General features: G+C 67.9%; 21 protein-coding genes. 12 read left to right on the top strand and 9 right to left on the bottom strand.

Features of this window, described 5'->3' with window-relative positions; genetic code table 11:
- Positions 1-112 precede the first annotated feature (112 nt).
- From SLW52_RS01900 to prmC, 5 genes are all read right to left on the bottom strand, one after another.
- On the bottom strand, positions 113-2473 hold the full coding sequence (locus SLW52_RS01900) for a hypothetical protein (protein ID WP_320739549.1): 2361 nt from the start codon (positions 2471-2473) through the stop codon (positions 113-115).
- On the bottom strand, positions 2470-3315 hold the full coding sequence (locus SLW52_RS01895; RefSeq protein WP_193312711.1) for a hypothetical protein: 846 nt from the start codon (positions 3313-3315) through the stop codon (positions 2470-2472). The genes SLW52_RS01900 and SLW52_RS01895 overlap by 4 nt, the downstream gene beginning before the upstream one ends.
- A 344-nt stretch (positions 3316-3659) precedes the next feature.
- A complete protein-coding gene (locus SLW52_RS01890; RefSeq protein ID WP_267102860.1) occupies positions 3660-3992 on the bottom strand; it encodes a hypothetical protein in 333 nt (110 codons plus the stop codon).
- An 80-nt stretch (positions 3993-4072) separates the two neighbouring features.
- On the bottom strand, positions 4073-4288 hold the full coding sequence (locus SLW52_RS01885; RefSeq protein ID WP_295841845.1) for a hypothetical protein: 216 nt from the start codon (positions 4286-4288) through the stop codon (positions 4073-4075).
- 157 nt (positions 4289-4445) lie between these two features.
- Positions 4446-5279, bottom strand: a complete 834-nt coding sequence (gene prmC, locus SLW52_RS01880) for a peptide chain release factor N(5)-glutamine methyltransferase (protein ID WP_267085620.1) — start codon at positions 5277-5279, stop codon at positions 4446-4448.
- 240 nt (positions 5280-5519) lie between these two features.
- On the opposite strand from prmC, the gene ahpC reads away from it, so the two are divergent.
- From ahpC to tal, 5 genes are all read left to right on the top strand, one after another.
- Positions 5520-6086, top strand: coding sequence for an alkyl hydroperoxide reductase subunit C (gene ahpC / locus SLW52_RS01875; protein ID WP_320739551.1), 567 nt, complete (start codon positions 5520-5522; stop codon positions 6084-6086).
- Positions 6087-6248: 162 nt separating this feature from the next.
- Positions 6249-7841, top strand: coding sequence for an alkyl hydroperoxide reductase subunit F (gene ahpF, locus SLW52_RS01870; RefSeq protein WP_320739552.1), 1593 nt, complete (start codon positions 6249-6251; stop codon positions 7839-7841).
- Positions 7842-7992: 151 nt separating this feature from the next.
- On the top strand, positions 7993-8946 hold the full coding sequence (locus tag SLW52_RS01865) for a LysR substrate-binding domain-containing protein (RefSeq protein ID WP_017911310.1): 954 nt from the start codon (positions 7993-7995) through the stop codon (positions 8944-8946).
- A gap of 110 nt (positions 8947-9056) precedes the next feature.
- Positions 9057-9488: a nucleoside diphosphate kinase regulator gene (rnk, locus tag SLW52_RS01860; RefSeq protein WP_017909220.1), complete on the top strand. Its 432-nt coding sequence runs from the start codon at positions 9057-9059 to the stop codon at positions 9486-9488.
- A gap of 46 nt (positions 9489-9534) precedes the next feature.
- The gene (gene tal / locus SLW52_RS01855) at positions 9535-10503 is read left to right on the top strand and encodes a transaldolase (RefSeq protein WP_320739554.1); all 969 of its coding nucleotides are present in this window, start codon (positions 9535-9537) and stop codon (positions 10501-10503) included.
- An 82-nt stretch (positions 10504-10585) separates the two neighbouring features.
- On the opposite strand, the gene SLW52_RS01850 is transcribed toward tal, so the two are convergent.
- The gene (locus SLW52_RS01850) at positions 10586-11191 is read right to left on the bottom strand and encodes a Vps62-related protein (RefSeq protein WP_320739556.1); all 606 of its coding nucleotides are present in this window, start codon (positions 11189-11191) and stop codon (positions 10586-10588) included.
- Positions 11192-11566: 375 nt separating this feature from the next.
- On the opposite strand from SLW52_RS01850, the gene SLW52_RS01845 reads away from it, so the two are divergent.
- From SLW52_RS01845 to SLW52_RS01835, 3 genes are all read left to right on the top strand, one after another.
- Positions 11567-12136 (top strand): type 1 glutamine amidotransferase family protein, encoded by a 570-nt coding sequence (locus tag SLW52_RS01845; protein WP_320739557.1) that lies wholly within the window; start codon positions 11567-11569, stop codon positions 12134-12136.
- A 192-nt stretch (positions 12137-12328) separates the two neighbouring features.
- On the top strand, positions 12329-13555 hold the full coding sequence (locus SLW52_RS01840; RefSeq protein WP_320739558.1) for a hypothetical protein: 1227 nt from the start codon (positions 12329-12331) through the stop codon (positions 13553-13555).
- A 108-nt stretch (positions 13556-13663) separates the two neighbouring features.
- Positions 13664-14404, top strand: coding sequence for a hypothetical protein (locus SLW52_RS01835; RefSeq protein ID WP_320739559.1), 741 nt, complete (start codon positions 13664-13666; stop codon positions 14402-14404).
- Here SLW52_RS01835 and msrA read toward each other — a convergent pair.
- Positions 14350-15000 carry a peptide-methionine (S)-S-oxide reductase MsrA gene (gene msrA / locus SLW52_RS01830; RefSeq protein ID WP_267117371.1) on the bottom strand — a complete coding sequence of 217 codons (651 nt, stop codon included), beginning with the start codon at positions 14998-15000 and terminating at the stop codon, positions 14350-14352. The genes SLW52_RS01835 and msrA overlap by 55 nt on opposite strands.
- Positions 15001-15103: 103 nt before the next feature.
- Positions 15104-15625: an SgcJ/EcaC family oxidoreductase gene (locus SLW52_RS01825; RefSeq protein ID WP_267085615.1), complete on the bottom strand. Its 522-nt coding sequence runs from the start codon at positions 15623-15625 to the stop codon at positions 15104-15106.
- A gap of 126 nt (positions 15626-15751) precedes the next feature.
- Here SLW52_RS01825 and SLW52_RS01820 point away from each other — a divergent pair, with 126 nt between their 5' ends.
- From SLW52_RS01820 to SLW52_RS01810, 3 genes are read left to right on the top strand one after another with little or no spacing between them, the layout of a single operon-like run.
- Positions 15752-16453 carry a helix-turn-helix transcriptional regulator gene (locus SLW52_RS01820; protein WP_152237886.1) on the top strand — a complete coding sequence of 234 codons (702 nt, stop codon included), beginning with the start codon at positions 15752-15754 and terminating at the stop codon, positions 16451-16453.
- Entirely contained in the window at positions 16450-18360 is a 1911-nt protein-coding gene (locus tag SLW52_RS01815) for an ATP-binding protein (RefSeq protein ID WP_320739560.1), read from the top strand. Before SLW52_RS01820 ends, SLW52_RS01815 begins: the two co-directional genes overlap by 4 nt.
- Positions 18357-18830: a response regulator gene (locus tag SLW52_RS01810; RefSeq protein WP_242160283.1), complete on the top strand. Its 474-nt coding sequence runs from the start codon at positions 18357-18359 to the stop codon at positions 18828-18830. The genes SLW52_RS01815 and SLW52_RS01810 overlap by 4 nt, the downstream gene beginning before the upstream one ends.
- A gap of 75 nt (positions 18831-18905) precedes the next feature.
- On the opposite strand, the gene SLW52_RS01805 is transcribed toward SLW52_RS01810, so the two are convergent.
- A complete protein-coding gene (locus tag SLW52_RS01805) occupies positions 18906-19133 on the bottom strand; it encodes a DUF2007 domain-containing protein (protein WP_017915895.1) in 228 nt (75 codons plus the stop codon).
- Positions 19134-19389: 256 nt separating this feature from the next.
- Between SLW52_RS01805 and SLW52_RS01800 the strand changes: the two genes are divergently transcribed.
- Positions 19390-21141, top strand: a complete 1752-nt coding sequence (locus tag SLW52_RS01800) for a glutamine--tRNA ligase/YqeY domain fusion protein (protein WP_267093542.1) — start codon at positions 19390-19392, stop codon at positions 21139-21141.
- Positions 21142-21304 lie beyond the last annotated feature (163 nt).

The raw sequence follows: 21304 nt of genomic DNA, 5'->3' as shown, positions 1-21304 counted from the left end.
AGGAAAACCGCGATTCTACCCATGCGCGCCACTTGAGCGGCGCTGACCAGCAACGGCCGGCCGCGAACGGACCTGGCGCGGCGCCGATCGGCCAACCGGGGCGGGGTTGGGATCAACCGAGGACCGGCATGCCTCTGCCACCAGGGGCTTCTTGCAGCCGCTGCTGCGCTTCCATGGCCAGGTGCTGCTCGCGCTGCTGATTGAACGCCTGCGTCTGCTGCACCGTCTCGTGCATCGGTGAAGGCGCCTGCGCCACGTCGGTGGCGGCGCGAAAGCCGGGCGTGGTGCCCGACACCCACAGCGTGTTGCCGGCCATCTGCACCCGGTCGATCTTGTCGGCATCGGCGATGCCGGCCCGCTTGGCACCGAGCATCGCCTGCGCGACATGCGCATCGCCGATCTGCGCCGGCACGTCCTTGCGGATGCGCGCGAACATGGCCTGATCGGACGCAGACAGCGCACCCAGCGTCTGCGCACGCTCGTAGGTTTGTGCGGCCGACGGTGCCATGTGGGCTCCGGAGGCAGGCGTCGCCGCCGCCCCATGCGGATGCGCCGCTGCTGGCGCCTGCGGCTGCGCGGGCGCGGCGGCCGGCGCGCTGCGCTGGAACCACTGCCCGGGATGGGTCAGCGTGTCGTAGGCCTTGCCCGCCGCGTGCTTGGCGGCATCGATGCCCTGCGTGGCGGTCTGTCTTGCGGCTTCGTACGCGTGCGTACCAACCCGCGCGGCGCTGTCGGCCGCTTGCTTCGCCGTATCATAGGCACTGGTGGCCGCACGTCCAGCTTGCGCAACGCCTTCGGTCACTACGTGTTTGGACGCGTCGTAGGTCTGCGTGACAGTGCGCTCGACATGCTCCACACCGTTTATGATCACGTGCTTCGCCGCACCGTAGGTTTGAGTGGCCGCGCGCCCAACCTGCTCCGCGCCTTCAGTCACCACATGCTTCGCGGCGTCGTAGGTCTGGGTGGCGGCACGACCGACCTGCTGGGCGCCTTCGGTCACCACGTGCTTGGTTGCGTCGTAGGTTTGCGCCACCGCACGTTCGGCCCGGTCGATCCCATCGGAGACCGCCTGCTTGCCGAGCTGATACGTCTGCGTGGCGGTTTGCGCCGCGACCCGCGCGCCATCGTAGGCATCGACGATGTGATTGGCGACGTTGGCCACGCCCGCCTGGAAGCGAGGATCATGGATCCGCTCCACCACGGCGTCGGCAGCCGCATGCGCGCCTCGCTCCACGGCGCCTTTGGCCGATTCCAGCCCGCCGCCCACCCACCGCGCCGCCGCATCCGCACCTTGACCGTGCAGACGGGCGGCTTCGCCCACCACATGTCCAGCCAGCGGCGCAACCGGGATGAAGGGCGCGGTAAGGCGCCCGCCCTCCCGCGCCACGATCGCGATACGTTCGTCCAGCGCTTGCACGTAGCGACCGCCGGCGCGCACGGCATCGGCACCGTGTTGCAGGCCGTCGGCAACCCCGCGCACGGGCGCGCCACGCGCGATGGTGTCGCGAATGGCGGGATCGGCGTTGAGCACGAGGTACTCGTTGAGTTGCCGCCGCAGATTCGGCGACAGTTGGCCCTGCCCGTCGTTCCCGCGCATCTGCCGCAGCGACTCGGACAGTTCGGCGCGTGCGAAGGACACATCGCTGCCGAAGCGGTCGATGGCGTCCTTGTTCGCCGCGTAGCGCTGCGTCGCTTCCTGGAAGCGCTGGGGTTGCAGGATATTGTCCGGACTGTCGCTGCTGAAGTGCTGCTGGCCGCCGTGATCGCTCAGCCGCATCGCGATCAGCGCGTTTGGCGGCGCCGACCCGGGCGGCGCATCCAGGTAGCGGCCGGCCCGCAGGCTCTGGATGTCCTCTTCGCTGGCCAGCGACACCACCTTGCCGACATGCGGACTGGCCGCGCTCACCACGTCGCCGGCCATGCGGTAGTTGGTGAGCTGGAAGCCCGGCTGCGGCGGGCCATCGATCATGTCCGCCGCGCCGAAGCCGTTGTAGGTGGCGCCGCGCAGGCCATATTTGGCGGCCTGGAGTTCCGCCAATGCGCCGCCCAGGGAGTGGCCGGCAGCGAATATCTGGGTTTTCGGGATGCCCTGCGCAGCCGCTTTGGCGATCATCTGCGCTGTAAACGCGTCGGCCGCAGACTTCTGCGCGTTGACGGTATCTCGCACCATCTTTGCATCGACGGCGATGTCCTGCAGCGTCGTCAGCGCGTGGTCCGCTTTTTCCGAAACACTCTTACCTGAAAATAGACCAGGATCAGTACCTCGGTACGCGACAATAACATTGTGAGGCGACGCAACGCTTTGATACGCAGTTGCGTGAAAGCCGGTAGCCGGATCACTGGCATAGCCAAATATCTTATAATCCTGACCATCTAGAGAAACATATCTATTGTTATCGCCCACATCACGCTGTGATCGGTTGGCATACGAGTCATTACTTGCATCAGCTAACGCTTGATCAATGACTTTCATGACTTGACTTCCTTAACAGTGATCGTCACTGGGAAATAAGCATCAGGGTCTTTAAGAACCTCGGGATCGTCAGACTGGAACTCTAGCGCACCATAGGGAACCAAAGCAGGATCCCCATAAGAACTATTCTTGAAATAGCTTTTCCCACCACCCTCGCGCAAGATTTTTTCCAACAACCCTCCCCAACCGAATTTCACACCCTTGCCAATCGCGCTAACACCCACACTTGTCACATCCCAGTGGCAAACCCCGAGATTGAAATAATCTTCATCCAGCAGGGCATCGCGATAAAAATATCCCTTCCATGTGTGGTCATCCACCTGGACCATAGGAATATCGAGCCCGGTGTTAGGCACATGCTGCTCGCCAAGAACTGGCATCATCGGCACACAATTCTTATTGATGACGTCATATCCAATGTAAGCACCCTTGAAAGAATCCCACGGTCCCGGCGCATTTGACGTGGCGATGACCTCGTAGCGCTTGACCGGATGCGGATTCAGATGCCCGGTCGCACCGTCGTTGCCAACATCGATACCTTTCGAACAACCGGCGGCGGTCGCGGCCAGGGGCATAATGGCGGCAGCGGCCAGGTGGTGCAGTTTCATCGTATCGTCCTCGGGGGGATAGGCCGCAGGCAGCGCGGCAGTGGGGTCTGGTGGCAATGGCAGTCTCGGCTTGCGCCAGGGCGCAATCGGCACCCCGCCACGCGGCAGCGCGCCGAGCCTGGCGTAGACGTCCGCATTGATGCTGCCCATGTCGCGCAGGAGTTGCGCATCGCGCATCGTGCGGGCGCGTGGACGATAGGGATTGTCGCTGTACGTGCTCTTTTCGTCGCTCATCGCGCCACCTCTCCTTTATCAAGACTCCAAGTTGCGACTGCGATCTTACTCGCTGGAAACCATGTCGCCACTGCCCATCGCGCAAAGGGTACAAGTGAGATCCTGACCCACATCCATGGCCCGGATTTTCCTGATGAATCGCCATCGGGCTCTGATACCGGCATGCGGCAGCGCCAGGTATTGGTTACATAACTGACTGGAAGCCTGTAGCTGAGCCACTGGAAAAGCCGAGAACCCAGTAGCGCCTCTCACCTGAATGCACCTGCTTCTTGCAGCGATATCGCTTCGAGGACGATTCACATACGCGTCGTTGGCCGCATCGGCAACCGCTTGATCAATCCCCTTCACGGCTGGGCCTCCCTGACAGCGAGGGTGACAGAGAAATATGCGTCCGGATGCTGTAGCACTTCAGGATCAGCAGGATCGAAATCCTGTGCCCCGTAAGGGACCAGGGACTTATCCCCATGCGCGACCTTCTTGAAATACCTGGTCCCTCCACCTTCGCGCAGAATCTTCTCCATAGAGCCGCTCCACGCAAACCTCAGGCCCTGAGCAATCGCACTGGCGCTCACGCTCGTGACGTCCCAATGGCACACCCCAAGCTTGAAGTAATCCTCATCCTGCAGCGCATCACGGTAGAAATACCTCTTCCACGTATGGTCGTCTACGCGGGTCATCGGAACGTCGAGTCCGGTATTGGGGACTTGCTGTTGACAATGAAGGGGATCATCGGAACGCACTTCTTATTGACGACGTCCTATCCGATGTAGGCGCCCTCGAACGCATCCCACGGCCCCGGCGCATGGGACGTGGCGATGACCTCGTAGCGTTTGACCGGGTGCGGATTCAGATGCCCGGTTGCGCCATCGTTGCCGACGTCGATGCCGTTGGAGCAGCCCGCGCCAGCCACGAGGATGGCAGCGACAGCGAGTGCGCGCAGGATTCTGAGACGGGGCCTGCGACGAGCGGTCACGCCGGCAGGGATCCACGCACCCTCGGCATGCCGCGCACCCGTCTGTGCCACGGCGGGCGTGGGCGGTAATCGCATTCGAAAGGCGACTGAGGGTGAACATTGCGGGTCATCCATGTCCGGCATCGTTACCCACGCACCATACCCCGGCGCCGGCGGGTCAGGCCAGCGGCTGGCGCCCCAGCGTGACCCGATCGCGCGCCTCCAGGTCCTGATACGTCGCCACCTCCGCGAAGCCGGCCGCCTCAAGCAGCGCGCGCACCGCCGCGCCCTGGTCCCAGCCGTGTTCCAGCAGCAGCCAGCCGCCGGGCAGCAGATGCGCCGGCGCATCGGCGACGATCCGGCGCAGGTCGTCCAGCCCATCGGGGCCGGACGCCAGCGCGCTGGCCGGTTCGTAGCGCAGGTCGCCCTGCTGCAGGTGCGGATCGCCGGCGGCGATGTACGGCGGGTTGCTGGCGATCAGATCGAAGCGCTGGCCGGCCAGCGGCGCCAGCCAGGCACCATGGACGAAGGCGACGTTGCCCAGGCCGTGCGCGTGCGCATTGGCCTGCGCGACCGCCAGGGCGGCTGTACTGAGGTCGGTGGCCGTCACCTGCGCCTGCGGGCGCTCGCTGGCCAGGGCCAGGGCGATCGCGCCGCTGCCGGTGCCGAGGTCGGCGATGCGCCGGCCCGGCGCCGGATCCAGTCGCTCCAGCGCCAGTTCCACCAGCCGCTCGGTGTCCGCGCGCGGGATCAACGTGGCCGGTCCGACCGCCAGGTCCAGGGTCCAGAAGCCGCGCCGGCCGGTCAGGTAGGCCACCGGCTCGCCCTGTACACGCCGGGCGAGCAGCGCCTGAAACCCATCCGCCACCTCGTCCGCCAACGGATCGCGGGCGTGCGCGAACAGCCACGCACGGTCGCGTTGCAGGGCGTGCAGCAGCAAGGCTTCAGCATCGCCGCGCTCGACCTGGGTGCAGGCGTCGCGCAGCAGGGATTCAGGGGTGGGCGCATTCATCGCTGTCACGATGACGCAGCGAGCGCGGAAAAGCCAACGTGGTAGAACGGACCGACGCCCATGCGCCCTGGGCGGCTGACGCGCTGTTCGCGCGGCAGTGCAGCAAAGAGCCAGGCTTGGGAATCGATAGAGGAAACCTATCCATTCAATTCCATCAATCGATTTGATGGATCTATCGGCGCCCCCTATCATGAGCCTCGTTCCATCCCCCGACCCCTATTGCAACCACGAGGAAACTCCATGTCGTCTTTGATCAACACCCAGGTCCAGCCGTTCAAGGCCAACGCCTACCGCAATGGCGAATTCATCGAAGTCACCGACGCGGACCTGAAGGGCAAGTGGTCGGTGCTGATCTTCATGCCGGCCGCCTTCACCTTCAACTGCCCGACCGAAGTGGAAGACGCCGCCGAGCATTACGCCGAGTTCCAGAAGATCGGCGCCGAGGTCTACATCGTCACCACCGACACCCATTTCTCGCACAAGGTGTGGCACGAGACCTCCCCGGCGGTGGGCAAGGCCCAGTTCCCGCTGATCGGCGACCCGACCCACCAGCTGACCCGCGCCTTCGGCGTGCACATCGAGGAAGAAGGTCTGGCCCTGCGCGGCACCTTCGTGATCAACCCGGAAGGCGTGATCAAGACCCTCGAGATCCACGACAACGCGATCGCCCGCGACGTCACCGAGACTCTGCGCAAGCTCAAGGCCGCGCAGTTCGTCGCCGCGCACCCGGGCGAGGTCTGCCCGGCCAAGTGGAAGGAAGGCGAGAAGACCCTGAAGCCGTCGCTGGACCTGGTCGGCAAGATCTAAGCCGCCCTCGCTCCCATCTCCGCCTCGCGGCGGGGGTGGGGGTGAACCGCAGCCGGCATCGCGCGCCGGCGCCGGCTGCGGTTCATCCCTCCTCCCCTCTTCGCAGCGCGCTGCTCCGGCAGCACGCCTCCCCCGCGCTTTGCCCAACGTCAGGAGTCCGCCATGTTGGATGCCGATCTGAAAACCCAGTTGAAGGCTTACCTGGAGCGGGTCGTCCGGCCCATCCACATCACCGCGTCGGTGGACGATGGCGCCAAGTCGCGCGAGATGCTCGACCTGCTCGAGGACCTGGTGCTGCTGTCGGACAAGATCACCCTGGACGTGCACCGCGACAGCGGCGAGCGCGCGCCCTCGTTCGCGCTGAACAGCCCCGGCCAGGACATCCACCTGCGCTTCGCCGGCCTGCCGATGGGCCACGAGTTCACCTCGCTGGTGCTGGCGCTGCTGCAGGTCGGCGGGCATCCGTCCAAGGCCACCGCCGAACTGATCGAGCAGGTGCGCAATCTGCCCGGCGAGTACCGCTTCGAAACCTATTTCTCGCTGTCCTGCCAGAACTGCCCGGACGTGGTGCAGGCGCTGAACCTGGCCGCGGTGCTGAATCCGAACATCCAGCACGTGGCGATCGACGGCGCGCTGTTCCAGGACGAGGTCGAGGCGCGGCAGATCATGTCGGTGCCCACCGTGTACCTCAACGGCGAAGTCTTCGACCAGGGCCGCATGACCCTGGAGCAGATCGTGGCCCGGCTCGACACCGGCGCGGCCAAGCGCGATGCGGTGGCGATCGCGGCCAAGGCGCCGTTCGACGTGCTGGTGGTCGGCGGCGGTCCGGCCGGCGCGGCGGCGGCGATCTACGCCGCGCGCAAGGGCATCCGCACAGGCGTGGCGGCCGAGCGCTTCGGCGGCCAGGTGCTGGACACCATGGCGATCGAGAACTTCATCTCCGTGCAGGAGACCGAAGGCCCGAAGATGGCCGCGGCGCTGGAGCAGCACGTGCGCCAGTACGACGTGGACATCATGAACCTGCAGCGCGCCGAACAGCTGGTGCCGGCCGGTGCCGACGGCCTGGTCGAGGTCAAGCTGGCCAACGGCGCCTCGCTGAAGAGCCGCACGGTGATCCTGTCCACCGGCGCGCGCTGGCGGCAGATGAACGTGCCCGGCGAAGACCAGTACCGCAACAAGGGCGTGGCCTATTGCCCGCACTGCGACGGCCCGCTGTTCAAGGGCAAGCGCGTGGCGGTGATCGGCGGCGGCAACTCCGGCGTGGAAGCGGCGATCGACCTGGCCGGCATCGTCAGCCACGTCACTCTGGTCGAGTTCGACAGCAAGCTGCGCGCCGACGAAGTCCTGCAGCGCAAGCTGCGCAGCCTGGGCAACGTCGACATCCTGGTCAACGCGCAGAGCACCGAGGTGCTGGGCGACGGCCAGAAGGTCACCGGCCTGGTCTACAAGGACCGCGTCGGCGGCGATGTGCATCGCGTGGCGCTGGAAGGCATCTTCGTGCAGATCGGCCTGCTGCCGAACACCGAATGGCTGCAGGGCACGGTGGCGCTGTCGCCGCGCGGCGAGATCGTGGTCGACGACCGCGGCCAGACTTCCCTGCCGGGCGTGTTCGCCGCCGGCGACGCGACCACGGTGCCGTACAAGCAGATCATCATCGCCATGGGCGAAGGTTCCAAGGCGGCGCTGAGCGCGTTCGACCACCTGATCCGGCACAGCGCACCGGTCGCCAGCGGCAGCGTGGCCGAAGCGGCCTGATCCGCACCCATCCCGCGCCGCTCCGCCGGCGCGGGACCAGGGTGTGCGGTCTCCACCGCGCGCGTCCATCTGTCTCGCCGCCATGTGCGCCACACGCTCTATGCTGTGACCCTGCGTCACCTCCCGCCGCTGCGTTCCGAGGAACCCGCTGATGAACCTGCGTGATCTGAAATACCTGGTGGCGCTGGCCGATCACAAGCATTTCGGGCGCGCCGCCGCGGCCTGCTTCGTAAGCCAGCCGACGCTGTCCACGCAGATCAAGAAGCTCGAGGACGAACTGGGCGTACCGCTGGTGGAGCGCGCGCCACGCAAGGTCATGCTGACCCCGGCCGGGCGCGAGGCCGCCAGCCGCGCGCGCGGCATCGTCGCCGAGATTGAGCAGATGAAGGAGGCGGCGCGGCGCAGCCAGGATCCGGAAGCCGGCACCGTGCGCCTGGGCATTTTCCCGACGCTCGGCCCGTATCTGCTGCCGCATGTGATCCCGCGCATCCGCGCGCGCTTCCCGCAGCTGGAACTGCTGCTGATCGAAGAGAAGAGCGACGTGCTGCTGACCCGCTTGCGCGAGGGCCGGCTGGACGCGGCGCTGCTGGCGCTGCCGTTGCACGACGAGCAATTGCATGCCGAATTCCTGTTCGAGGAACCGTTCGTGCTGGCGGTGCCCGAGCAGCATCCGCTGGCGCGGCGGCCGACCCCGCTGACCATGGACGAACTGCACGCGCAACGCCTGCTGCTGCTCGAGGACGGGCACTGCCTGCGTGACCAGGCGCTGGACGTGTGCCACCTGTCCGGCGCGCTGGAGAAAGCCGAGTTCCAGGCCACCAGCCTGGAGACGCTGCGGCAGATGGTCGCCGCCAACGTCGGTGTGACCCTGCTGCCGCTGCTGGCGGTGCAGCCGCCGGTGGCCAATCCGCCGAACCTGCGCCTGCTGCCGTTCGCGCCCGACGGCGGGCCGAGCCGGCGCATCGCCATGCTGTGGCGGCGCAGTTCGGCGATGGGCGCGTTCCTGCAGCAACTGGCGCACCTGTTCGGTGCGCTGCCCGAGGAGCTGTTCACGCTGCCGGCGCAGGCATCGCTGCCGGACCAGGCGCCGCGCCAGGTGGCCTGAACAGGCCGACCGGCCGCGACGTCGCATCGGCGCCGGCTTGCTTGCACAATGGGAACGGGGGCGGCGCGGTGCCGCCTCCGTTCGTTGTGCCATCCAACCGGAGCCTGTCCATGACCTCGCAACACCACAGCGGCCTGCCGCCCTCGTTGATCGTCTCCAGCCGCGACCTCGCGCGCCTGGAAGCCCTGCTCGACTCCCCCGCCTTGCACCAGCACCCGGCCGCGCAAGCGCTGGGCGCAGAACTCGACCGCGCCACCGTGATGGCGCCCGACCAGATTCCCCCCGGCATCGTCACCATGCATTCCCGCGTGGAGTGCGAAGACGAACTGCACGGCGAACGCCATCAGCTGACCCTGGTCTATCCGCACGAAGCCGATGCCGCGCATGCGCGCATCTCGGTGCTGGCCCCGGTCGGTAGCGCCCTGCTCGGCCTGGCCGTGGGCCAGTCGATCGACTGGCAGGCGCCCGGCGGACGCCCGCTGCGCCTGCGCGTGACCGCGGTGCGGCGCGCCGACGACGACAATGCGCGCGCGGCGCGTTAACGTGCGCGGCCCTATCCTTGTTCCCACTCGTTCCCGAGAGATACCGATGACCTCTTCCGCCCCCTCCAAGCTCGCCCAGTTGCGCGAGTTGTCCGTGGTCGTGGCCGATACCGGCGACTACGACGCGATCAAGCGGCTCAAGCCGGTGGACTGCACCACCAACCCGACCCTGGTGAAGAAGGCGCTGGACCTGCCGGTCTATGCCGACCTGATCGACGAGGCGCTGGCCTGGGCGCGCGGCCAGGACGGCGACCACGCCGCCCTGGTCGACGAGATCGCCGACCGCCTGACCATCGGCGTCGGCGCCAAGCTCAGCGCGCTGGTGCCCGGCCGCGTGTCCACCGAAGTGGACGCCGATCTGGCCCACGACACCGCCGCCACCATCGCCAAGGCGCACAAGTTCATCGCCATGTACGCCGAGCGCGGCATCCCCAAGGACCGCATCCTGATCAAGGTCGCCGCGACCTGGGAAGGCATCGAGGCGGCGCGGCAGCTGCAGCAGGACGGCATCGACTGCAACCTGACCCTGATCTTCAACCGCACCCAGGCCCTGGCCTGCGCCGAGGCCGGCGTGTTCCTGATCTCGCCCTTCGTCGGCCGCATCCTCGACTGGTACGTGGCCAAGGGCCAGACCCCGGCGACCATCGACGAGGACCCGGGCGTGCAGTTCGTGCGCGGCGTGTACGACGAGTTCAAGCGCCGCGGTTCGCAGACCGTGGTCATGGGCGCCTCGTTCCGTTCCACCGCGCAGATCGAAGCGCTGGCCGGCTGCGACCGCCTGACCATCTCGCCGGACCTGCTGGAAAAGCTCGACGCCGACCACGGCCCGCTGCCGCGCAAGCTCTCGCCCGGCCAGGCCGACGGCGCCAAGATCGAGCCGATCGACGCCAAGCGCTTCGCCGCCGACCTGGCCGCCGACCCGATGGCCACCGAAAAGCTGGCCGGCGGCATCGACACCTTCGCCAAGGACCTGCAGACCCTGCGCGACACGATCCGGCACAAATTGATCGGCTGAGCAGCGCACGCCTTGCATCATCCCGCGGAGCGGCGGCGACGCCGCTCCTTTTATGTCCCTGACACGCCTTCAGCGGATCCCGTCAGGGCAATAGGATGATGTCGAAGGTCTGTATGGTCGTCGGATAACCCTGGCTGGGTTCGCAGCTATGCGCGAAACATGCGCCGGAGTAAGGAAGCTGCCACACCAGGACGTGGCTGTCGGCGCCGGAATCCCTGTCGTCCCAGATCAGATTTTCCTTGGTCAGCGAGACCAACTGGCAGAACTCCTCCCGCACGCACATCAGGCCAGGGTAGTCGACAAGGGTTGGCGGAGTATTGAAATCCGCCACCGCGATCGACCCGAGCGCGATGTATCCGGCCGGCGCTTGCAGGCTGTAGATGCCGAGCTTGCAGGGGCGACCGCTGCCGTTGCACTCCCATACGGTGGTGAAGCCGAGGGGCGCGCTCAGGCATATGTTCTGATTGGAGTCGTATTCCTGCAACACGACCATCGGACCGGATGGGGACGGCGGATTGGCGTAGTTGTTGGTCGCGTACAGGCCAGTGTAGAAGTACGCCTCGCCCTGGCCAATGCCGCTCACGAGCGGATGCCAGAAGCTGATGTTCATTCCCGCGCCGCTTCCTCGGTCGGTGATCTGGTTGGCGAGGTCGAAACTGTTGCAGACGGCCTGACAGAGAAAGCTCATCACCTACTTCTCCAGATACGAACCATCGAACGGCACGGCGAAGACACAGGCATCGACGAAACGCAGCGTCGTCGGCCTCCCCTTTACATCATCCGTCGCCCGTACCAGACCGGCGCGACCGCACTGTCTGCAAAATGCCTCTTGCGCGCCTGGGTTGCAAGGAATTCCACATTGGCTCCTTGGCGACGGCGCGCACAGGCGCACCGTGCCTGGCCACAACGCGCATGGAATCATGCAAACCATCCATCGAAGCGACGTCGCGCGTCCGAGCAGCGTTCGCATACCCGGCCATTGCCCCCGGTCGCCGCCATGCGTATTGGCGCGGCAGCGACGTCTTCCAGGCTATGCTGCGCGCCCGAGTGCAGAGGCAAGGCAATGGCGACGATCGCAGTGGTGATGGTGGACGGCGTGGCGGACTGGGAGATCGGCACCATCCTGCCGGCGGCGCGGGCCTGGTTCAGCGACACGATCCAGATCGCCAGCATCGACGGCAAGCCCATTACCTCGATCGGCGGGCTGGAGCTGCACCCCACCTATGCGCTGTCGGACCTGGCGCCATTGGACGCCGACCTGTGGCTGCTGCCCGGCAGCGACCGCTGGCAGGCCGGCGAGATTCCAGGACTGAGCGCACTGCTGCAGCAGCGCCTGGAGGCTGGCCGCGGCGTGGCGGCGATCTGTGGGGCGACCCTGGCGCTGGCCTACGCCGGCCTGCTCGATAGCCGCCCGCACACCAGCAATTCCGAAGCCTTCCTGCGCGAGCACGCCGGCGTCTACGCCGGCAGCGCGCATTACCAGGAGCGCCGCGTGGTCAGCGCCGGCGGCCTGATCACCGCCCCCGGCACCAGCCCGGTCAGTTTCGCCGAGGAATGCCTGCGCCTGCTGCACCCCGAACGCGAGGAGCAGATCGCGCAGATGCGGCAGATGTTCGCGGCCGAGTTCGTGTAACGCGACCAGTGCCACCTGTCATGCAGACGGCGGCGGCGCCACATGACTACACTTGTCGTCACTCACCGTGAGGTACGCCATCGGCGGCTGAGCGCGGCGTCGCGATCGACCTTTGGCGGGCGTGACGCAACGGCGGTCACGCATGCCAGCGCGCCAGCAGGGTGCCTCCACGACGTCGACAGGAGAAGGCGCATGCGCGGATGGATGGCGCGTTGTTTGTTTTCGCTGGCGCTGGCCGCCGCCAGCGCCACCGGCATGGCCGCCACACCGGCACCGACGCGGGCCGCGATCCTGGGCGTGGAGCACGCGGGGCAACTGGTTTCCGAACGCGACCAGCCGGGCGTGCTCGCGGCGTTCCTGGAGCAACTCGCGCCGGACGCGATCTGTATCGAACGCCCGCCGGAGCAGGCGGCGCGCGGCGATTACTACGAATACACCTACGAGGTGCAGGACGTGATCCTGCCGTACGCCGCGGCGCATCCCGTCGCCCTCTGTCCGATCGACTGGATGCCGCCGGTGGAGGACGCCAGACTGGGCTTCGGCGTGGACCTGGACACCCCGCTGGAACTGCGCCGCGAACAGGGCTTCCAGGGCTTCCTGTCCTTCTCCGACAAGGCCGCCCTGCAGCGCGACTTCTTTGCGGCGGATGCGGCCGAGAACGTGGCCGCGGTGCAGAAATGGGCGCAGACGCCGGCGCCGCGGGCCGACCAGGACCTGCCGCGACGCCTGTACCTGTACCGCACCTTCCTGCAGGCCCAGCGCATCCGCGCCGCGGCACTGGCGCACCCGGGCAAGACCGTGCTGGTCGTGGTGGGCTATTTCCACAAACCGGACCTGGAGGCGATCCTTGCGCACGACCCGGCGATCGCGCTGGTGCAGCCGTCGACGCTGGGGCGCCCCACTGCGGATGCGGTCGAGCGCGCCACCACCGCGACGCAGCGCGCCGCGATCCTCGCCTTCAACCTGCTCGGTACCCAGGCCGACACCGGCAACGTCGACTGGGCGTGGATGGGCCGCGTCCTGGATGCCTACGCCGCCGACGCACCGGCCGCCGAAACGGCGCTGTTGCGAACCCGCCTGGCCCTGCTGAGCGGCCAGATCGCGCCGGCCCAAGCGCGGCGCCGCTACGCTCAGCTCGCCGAGGAAGCCCCAGCCGAGCTGGCATTCGGCTGGACCGGCGTGCAGGACGGCAGCCGCGTGGATTCGTTCTTCGATCCCTTCGGCAATCTGACGGTCCGCCAACGCGCGACGCTGGAACTGGCACGCACCGACTACGCGCTCGGCCGCAGCCGCGACGGCGATGCGGCGATCGTGCGGCTCAAGGCCGAGCTGTCGCCACGTAAGGCGCTGCAGTTGTCCGGCTATGCGGCACGGCTGCGGCCCGCCGCCGACAAACCCGACACGAGCATCGCCAAGTAGGCAGGCGGCGTCGGCCGATGGGCGCTGCTGCGTCCCGGCGCAGTTCAGTCTCGTTTATTGAGAGCGTGCCGTGGCTTCATGCCCCCGAGTTCAGCCCAGAGGCGCGTCATGTCACTCGTCGAGTTCGCAAGCCGCTACAGCAACCTCGCCGGCGTCATCGCAGCAGCCGGAGCCCTTCCCATGTTTTTTCTGAAATGGAGGACCGGCTTTCTCAGTCTCTCCGTGAAACGCACGCAACGCCTTTACGCGCTTTCCCTGGATGGTGCCTGGCGCGCTGCGGATGCGGCTGCGTTGCAAATCGCGGTCGGCAATGCCATCGGCGGCAATCTCGACGGCGACGAAATCAGGATCGCGTTGGAACGCAGCAATGCAGCAAAGGTGCTGACTTACTGCAAGATGGCCAAAGGCATGATCGGGGTGTCGAACGACAAGTCGCACTTCGTGCCCAAAGGGATCTGGAAATCAGCCAGGAGCTATCGAAAAGGAGCCATTGCGCTATACGCGGCCGCATTCGTGCCCTGGTTGCTTGCACCGGCCGCCTTCAATCTCTTTGCGCCATCCAACCAGAGTGCTGGTGGGATTGCGCTGGCGATGTTGCTATCGACCCTCGTCCTGGCATGGCTCTCCGCGTGTGCGGAAGCCGCTTACCGTCTCACGAGCGACTTTGATCGGAGATACCCCAGGCTCCAGCCGCTCCCAGCCAGCAAAGGACGGACGAGGGCAGCGCGCAAGAAGCGTGCTGGCGCGCCGCAGCCGAGCGCGGGTCGGCCGCGGCGCAACCTCCGCGTTGAGACTCAGGCCTCCAGCCCGATAGGACAACTCACTCCGGTCCCGCCCAGCCCGCAGTAGCCGCCCGGGTTCTTGGCGAGGTATTGCTGATGCTCGTCCTCGGCGTAGTAGAACGGCGGCGCCGGGAAGCGGATCTCGGTGGTGATGGGGCCGTAGCCGGCAGCATCCAGGCGCTGCTGGTAGGCGTCGCGGCTGGCCAGCGCGGCCTCGTACTGCGCCTGGGTGGTGCAGTAGATCGCCGAGCGGTACTGGGTGCCGGTGTCGTTGCCCTGGCGCATGCCCTGGGTCGGGTCGTGGCTTTCCCAGAAGGTCTGCAGCAACTGCTCGAAGCGCACGGTCTGCGGGTCGAACGCCACCAGCACCGCCTCGGTGTGGCCGGTCTGACCGGAGCACACTTCGCGATAGGTGGCATTGGGCGTCTCGCCGCCGGCATAGCCGACCGCCGTGCTGAACACGCCGGGCAGCGACCAGAACTTGCGTTCGGCGCCCCAGAAGCAGCCCAGGCCGAACTGCACCTGCTCCAGGCCGGCGAAGGCATCGCGCAAGGGGTGGCCGTTGACGAAGTGGCGGTTGTGCAGCGGCAGCGGCTGCGCGCGTCCCGGCAGGCTCTCGCCCGGGTGCGGCAGGCGCTGCTTGAAGGCACCGATTCCCAACATGGCATGGACTCCTGGCAGCGACGGCGATGTCGTGTGGATGGCGCTGCCGGAGTCCGCTTTCAAGTGCACCCGACCACCTCGGCGGCGGTGACAGGCGCGACGTTCACTTCGTTGCGGCGCTGGCCGTGGCGGCGGCGACCGGTTCCGGCATCGCCGAGCTGTGGTGGTTGATGATCAGCCAGCGCCCGTCGCGCTTTTCGTAGACGAAGGTGTAGCGCGCCTGCACCTGGCGGGTGCTGCCGTCGGGATTGTTCAGGGTGAAGGTGTAGACGCCGGCGTCGACCGCGCTGTCGTCGTCGAGCAGCCGCACCTGGCGGTAGTTGATGGCGCCGCGCGGCTTGGCGGCGAGGAAGTGGCTGAAGTAGTCCTCGATCTCGGCGCGGCTGGCGCGGACCTGGTTGGACACGGTCGGCAGCAGCACGCCGTCGCGGGCGTACAGGTCGGCCACGCGCTGCGGATTGCCGGTGGCCAGCGCCGCGTTCCAGCGGTCGAACAGGCCGGCGATCTCGCGTTCGGCGCTGCTGGCCGGCGTCGCCGGCTCGCCGTCGTAGTGCATCGCCGGCGCGGCCAGCGCGGTGGAGGTGGTGGTCAGGCCCAGTGCCAGGGCGAACAGGATGCGACGCATGGGAAGTCTCCGTGTGCTGAGGGGATGCCGTCTCGGGGCGAAGCGAGTATCGGCAGCGGCGGCTTGCGCAACATCCGCTGGGCGGCATATCCTCGAATATGCCGTTCGGCATACGGAGACGCGCCCGTGCACCCTCCTTCCAATGCAGGCCAGTGGCGTGAGGCACTGCGCCGCGACGCCGCCGACGCGGCGCGCTGGCAGGCCGTGGCCGCCGCCGCGGCGGCGCTGCGCGAGGCCGGCGATGCCGCGCAGGCCTCCGCGCACGTCCTGGTATCTGCCAGCGGCCTGGTCGCGGCCCCGCACGCCGCGGTGTTGGCGGTGCGGGGCGCCCGCTGCCTGGTGCTGGCCAGCCAGGGCGATGCGTTGCCGCCGGGCGCCAGCGTCGCCGTCGAGGCGCCAGCGCATGCGTGGCGCCTGCGCGGCGATGCCGCCAACGAGGCCGGCGAACTGTGCCTGCCGATCGCCACGCTGGGCGTGCCGCTGGGCATGCTGTGCCTGGGCTGGGACGCCCGCACCGTCCCGGCACCGGAGGACGTGCAAGCCCTGTCCGCGATCGCCGCGCTGCTGGCGCCGCTGGCGGCCGAACCGCCGCGTGCGCCGCGGCGGCGCAAACCGGCGCAGGCCGACCGCCTGGCCGTGCTCAGCGCGCGCGAGCGGCAGGTGCTGGCGCTACTGTCGCGCGGGCTGACCAATGCCGCGCTCGGCGCCGAACTGGGCATCAGCGCCGGCACCGCCAAGGTCCACGTCGAGCGCATCCTGCACAAGCTGCAGGTGGCCGACCGCACCCAGGCCGCGGTGGTCGCGGTGCAGGCGGGGGTGGCGCTGTGAGGGCGCTGGCGCGGCGCTGGAACGACTGGCCGCTGACCCGCAAGAGCCTGGCGCTGGTGGCGCTGCCGCTGTTGCTGCTGGTGGCGGCGCTGGTGGCGATCTACAGCGTCGAGCGGCAGAACATCGCCGCCGAGAACGACGTGCGCCGCACCCTGCAGTTGCTCAGCGATTTGCACGAGGCGCATGCGCTGCTGGCCGAGACCGCCGCCGGCGTGCGCGGCTACCGGCTGGTGCGCCAGGACGCGTTCCTGACCCCGTACCGCGACGCCGAGCCGCGGCTGAAGACCGTGGTGCAGCGCCTGTCGCAACGCATCACCGACCCGCGCCAGGCGCAGCGCTTCGCCCGCATCCAGCCGCTGTTCGAGGAGAAGATGCAGGGCTGGCGGCGGCTGCTCGCGCCGGACCTGAGCCGCGAGGAAGAGATCCGCCAGCTGCGCGAGGGCAAGGTCACTCTCGACATCCTGCGCGCGGAACTGCGCGAGCTGCGCAACTACGAGACCGCGCAGTTGCAGGTGCGCACCGCCAAGGCGCAGGCGCTGCGCCAGCGCAACCTGCTGATCACCCTGTGCGCGGCGATGCTGGGCGGACTCGGTGCGGTGCTCGCGGTGGCCTGGTTCGCCTCGTCGCTGTCGCGACGCCTGCGCCAGCTCTCGGCCAATGCCGACCGCCTCGGCGACGGCCGGCCGCTGGCGCCACAGCCACCGGCCGGCGACGAACTGGGCCAGGTCGCGCAACGCCTGCAGCAGGCCAGCACCCTGCTCGCCGCGCGCGCCGAGGAAGCGCAGTCGGCGCGCCGCGAGGCCGAGAGCGCCAACCGCGCCAAGACCGAATTCCTCTCGCGCAGCAGCCACGAACTGCGTACGCCGCTCAACGCCATCCTCGGTTACGCGCAGGTGCTGGAGATGGACCTGCCGGGCGCGGCGCAGCGCGACCACCTGCAGCACATCCTCGGCGCCGGCCGACACCTGCTGGGACTGATCACCGAACTGCTGGACATCGCCCGCATCGAGGCCGACCAGCTCGACCTGAGCCCGCGCCCGGTGCCGGTGCATGCCGCACTGGAAGAGGCGCTGGGCCTGGTCGCACCGGAGGCGCAGGCGCGCGGCATCGTGCTGCGGCCGCCGCAGTTGCCGCCGGAGTGGACCGTACGCGCCGACCCGCAGCGGCTGCGCCAGGTGCTGATCAACCTGCTGTCCAACGCGATCAAGTTCAACCGCCCGGGTGGCGCGGTGTGGGTGAGCGCGGTGCCCGAAGGCCAGTCCCTGGCGCTGAGCGTGCACGACCAGGGCCACGGCCTGACGCCGGCGCAGGTGGAACGATTGTTCACGCCGTTCGAGCGGCTCGGCGCCGAGCGCTCGGCGATCGAAGGCACCGGTCTGGGTCTGGCGCTGAGCAAGCGCCTGACCGAGGCGATGGGCGGGCGCATCGCCGTGGACAGCGGCGCGGACGGATCGCGCTTCACCATCGCGCTGCCGCTGGACCGCCCACAGGCAGCGGCACTGCCTGACCCCGCCGTGATGGCGACGACGGCGAGCGGGATCCAGCGCCAGTTGCTGAGCGTGGAGGACAACCCGTCCAACCAGGCGCTGATCCGCACCCTGGTCGAACGCCGCCCGCACTGGCGCCTGCACGAGGCCGCCAGCCTGGCGCAGGCGCGCGCGCATCTGCAGCAGGCCACGCCCGACCTGATCCTGCTCGACCTGCACCTGAGCGACGGCAACGGCGAGGAACTGCTGCAGGCGCTGCGCGCGCAGCCGCACACCGCGGCGATCCCGGTGGTGGTGATCAGCGCCGATGCCACCGCGACCACGCTGGCGCGCGTGCAAGGCGAGCCGGTGTGCGCCTACCTGACCAAGCCGCTGGACGTGGCCGACTTCTTCTCCGTTCTGGACCGACACCTCGCATGACCCGCAACGATGTCCTCGCCGCCCGCATCCTGATCGTCGACGACGAACCGGCCAACGTGCGCCTGCTGGAAGAACTGCTGCAGCGCGAAGGCTTCCGCCAGGTGGTGGCGACCACCGACCCGCAACGGGTGCTGGGCCTGGTCGCCGCGTTCGCGCCGGACCTGATCCTGCTCGACCTCATGATGCCGGAGCTGGACGGCTACGCGATCCTGGAACAACTGGCGCGCCTGGCCGGCCCGTCCAGCTTCCTGCCGGTGATCGTGCTCACCGCCGACCCCAGCCGCAGCGCCCGCCACCGCGCCCTCGGCCTGGGCGCCAAGGATTTCCTGACCAAGCCGCTGGACACCTTCGAAGTCGCCCTGCGCGTCTGGAACGTGGCCGAGACCGTGGTGCTGTTCAAGCGCCTGCGTGCGCTGGCCGTGGCGGATGCCGTGCCGCCGGGATGGCTGACGGCCGGGATTGGGGATTAGGGATTGGGGATTCACGCCGGCAGCCCCCCGCTTTTGCCAATCCCCAATCCCGACTCCCCAATCCCAGCCCCCAAACTACATCGCCCGCGTCACCTGGCCGCCCAGGCCCAATGCCATCAGCACTTCCTGGGCCTTTTCCAGCAGTTCGTCGGCCACGCAGACCTGGACCACGCCGAACGGCAGTTCGCCGGCGCCGCCGAGCAGAGCCTCGCCGAACACGAAGGCGGTGATGCCGGCATCCTCCAGCGCGTGCTTGGCCAGGTGCGCATCGATCAGGTGCTGGGCGCGGTAGGCGATCTGCATGGTCGGCCCCTCAGCCTCGGGCCACGGAGCCAGGCAGAACCTGGAGCGAGGAAAGGCAACACAGGCCCGTACACGGGTACGCAAACTGAGAAGGACGCATGACGCCAAGGGCAAGACGGAACGCCTGCATGCGGGCTTCTCTTGAGTGAATTGTTCCGCAGCCTACGCGCCAGGACGGCCGCAGACCAGTCCGGCCAAGCTAAAGCAGCGCTTTACTTACTATAAACTTGCGCTTTACTTATTCTCAGACGCGCGCATGTCCGACACCCCCGCCACCGACGCCTCCGCCCCGGCCGAGAAGAAAGACTTCATTCGCCAGATCGTCCGCGAGGACCTGGCCAGCGGCAAGCACACGGCCATCCGCACCCGCTTCCCGCCCGAGCCCAACGGCTACCTGCACATCGGCCACGCCAAGGCGATCTGCCTGGACTTCGGCATCGCCGCCGAGTTCGGCGGGCGCTGCAACCTGCGCTTCGACGACACCAACCCGGCCAAGGAAGATCCCGAATTCGTCGCCGCGATCCAGGACGACGTGCGCTGGCTGGGCTTCGACTGGGCCGAGCTGCGCCACGCCTCGGACTATTTCGAGGTGTACTACCTGGCCGCCGAGAAGCTGATCCGCGACGGCCACGCCTTCGTCTGCGACCTCTCCGCCGAGCAGGTGCGCGAGTACCGCGGCACCCTCACCGAGCCGGGCCGAGACTCGCCGTACCGTACCCGCAGCGTCGTGGAGAACCTGGACCTGTTCCGACGCATGCGCGCCGGCGAGTTCCCGGACGGCGCGCGCACCCTGCGCGCCAAGATCGACATGAGCAGCGGCAACATCAACCTGCGCGACCCGGCGCTGTATCGGATCAAGCACGTCGAGCACCAGAACACCGGCAACGCCTGGCCGATCTACCCGATGTACGACTTCGCGCATTCGCTGGGCGATGCGGTGGAAGGCATCACCCACTCGCTGTGCACGCTGGAGTTCGAGGACCACCGCCCGCTGTACGACTGGTGCGTGGACAAGGTCGATCTGGCCGGCCACCCCGAACTGCTGCAGCCGCTGCTGGACAAGGGCCTGCCGCGCGAGGCGGCCAAGCCGCGGCAGATCGAGTTCTCGCGGCTCAACATCAACTACACGGTGATGAGCAAGCGCAAGCTGACCCAACTCGTCGCCGAAGGCCTGGTCGACGGCTGGGACGACCCGCGCATGTACACCCTGCAGGGCCTGCGCCGCCGCGGCTACACGCCGGCCGCACTGCGCCTGCTGGTCGACCGCGTCGGCATCAGCAAGCAGAACTCGGTGATCGATTTCTCGGTGCTGGAAGGCTGCCTGCGCGAAGACCTGGACGCGCACGCCGCGCGGCGCATGGCGGTGATCGAGCCGCTGAAGCTGGTGCTGAGCAACCTGCCCGAGGGCCACAGCGAAACGCTGACCTTCTCCAATCATCCCAAGGACGAGAGCTTCGGCACGCGCGAAGTGCCGTTCTCGCGCGAACTGTGGATCGAGCGCGAGGACTTCGCCGAAGTCCCGCCCAAGGGCTGGAAGCGGCTGGTGCCGGGCGGCGAAGTGCGCCTGCGCGGCGCCGGCATCGCCCGCGTCGACGAGGTGATCAAGAACGACGCCGGCGAGATCGTGGAACTGCGCGGCTGGCTCGACCCGGAATCGCGCCCGGGCATGGAAGGCGCCAACCGCAAGGTCAAGGGCACCATCCACTGGGTCAGCGCCGCGCACGCGGTCGAGGCCGAGATCCGCCTGTACGACCGCCTGTTCTCGGTGGAGAAGCCTGACGACGAGTCCGACGGCAAGACCTACCGCGACCACCTCAACCCCGACTCCAAGCGCAGCGTGCGCGGCTACGTCGAACCCGCCGCCGCCCAGGCCGCGCCGGAGCAGGCGTTCCAGTTCGAGCGCACCGGCTATTTCGTCGCCGACCGCTACGACCACCGCGCCGACGCGCCGGTGTTCAACCGCAGCGTGACCCTGCGCGATACCTGGAGCGGCGGCCAGGGCGGCTGACCAAGCGCGTGTGCGATGCCTCCAGCGACGGCGATGTCCTGGAGGAAGGCAGCGCATCGGCCGCGGACCGCGTGCCGGGAAATCTGCCGCGTCGTTTAGCGCTATCGCGTCGGGACTGAAGTCCCTCCCACAGGATGGCTGCATGCGCGGCCGCTTCCTGCAG

The sequence above is a fragment of the Xanthomonas sp. LF02-5 genome, assembly GCF_034105325.1.
Classification (GTDB): domain Bacteria; phylum Pseudomonadota; class Gammaproteobacteria; order Xanthomonadales; family Xanthomonadaceae; genus Xanthomonas_A; species Xanthomonas_A sontii.
Note: the sequence above shows the minus strand (reverse complement) of the source record. Positions and strands in the feature narration are given on the sequence as shown.